Below are 264 nucleotides of genomic sequence, written 5' to 3'. Positions count from 1 at the left end.
CCCTGTTTTAGGATATAATACAAGGATATAACACAATGATATGACACAGATAAACATAAAAAAATATTTTATTAATCTTTTAGATCCAAAACTTTTGGTGGTGCTATTCATCGTTTTGGCTTTATGTATAATTCTGACCATGGTTTTTGGTCAGAAAGTGCCCTCTTTTAAACAAAAATATAAAGGTAAATTTTACACCTATTTATTTTCTTTTGCTTTTATATATGCTACAGCGGCGTTGCTTGGGTATAATAAACTTTTTTC

The 264-nt window shown here is 28.8% G+C and carries 1 pseudogene; it reads left to right on the top strand.

Going from position 1 to position 264, the window contains the following annotated elements:
- Positions 1–40: 40 nt before the first annotated feature.
- Positions 41–264, top strand: a pseudogene (locus tag SCA31_RS23855) (hypothetical protein); the annotation flags it as partial.

The sequence above is a fragment of the Chryseobacterium sp. SIMBA_028 genome, assembly GCF_046535285.1.
In the GTDB taxonomy this organism is placed as follows: Bacteria; Bacteroidota; Bacteroidia; order Flavobacteriales; family Weeksellaceae; genus Chryseobacterium.
Note: the sequence above shows the minus strand (reverse complement) of the source record. Positions and strands in the feature narration are given on the sequence as shown.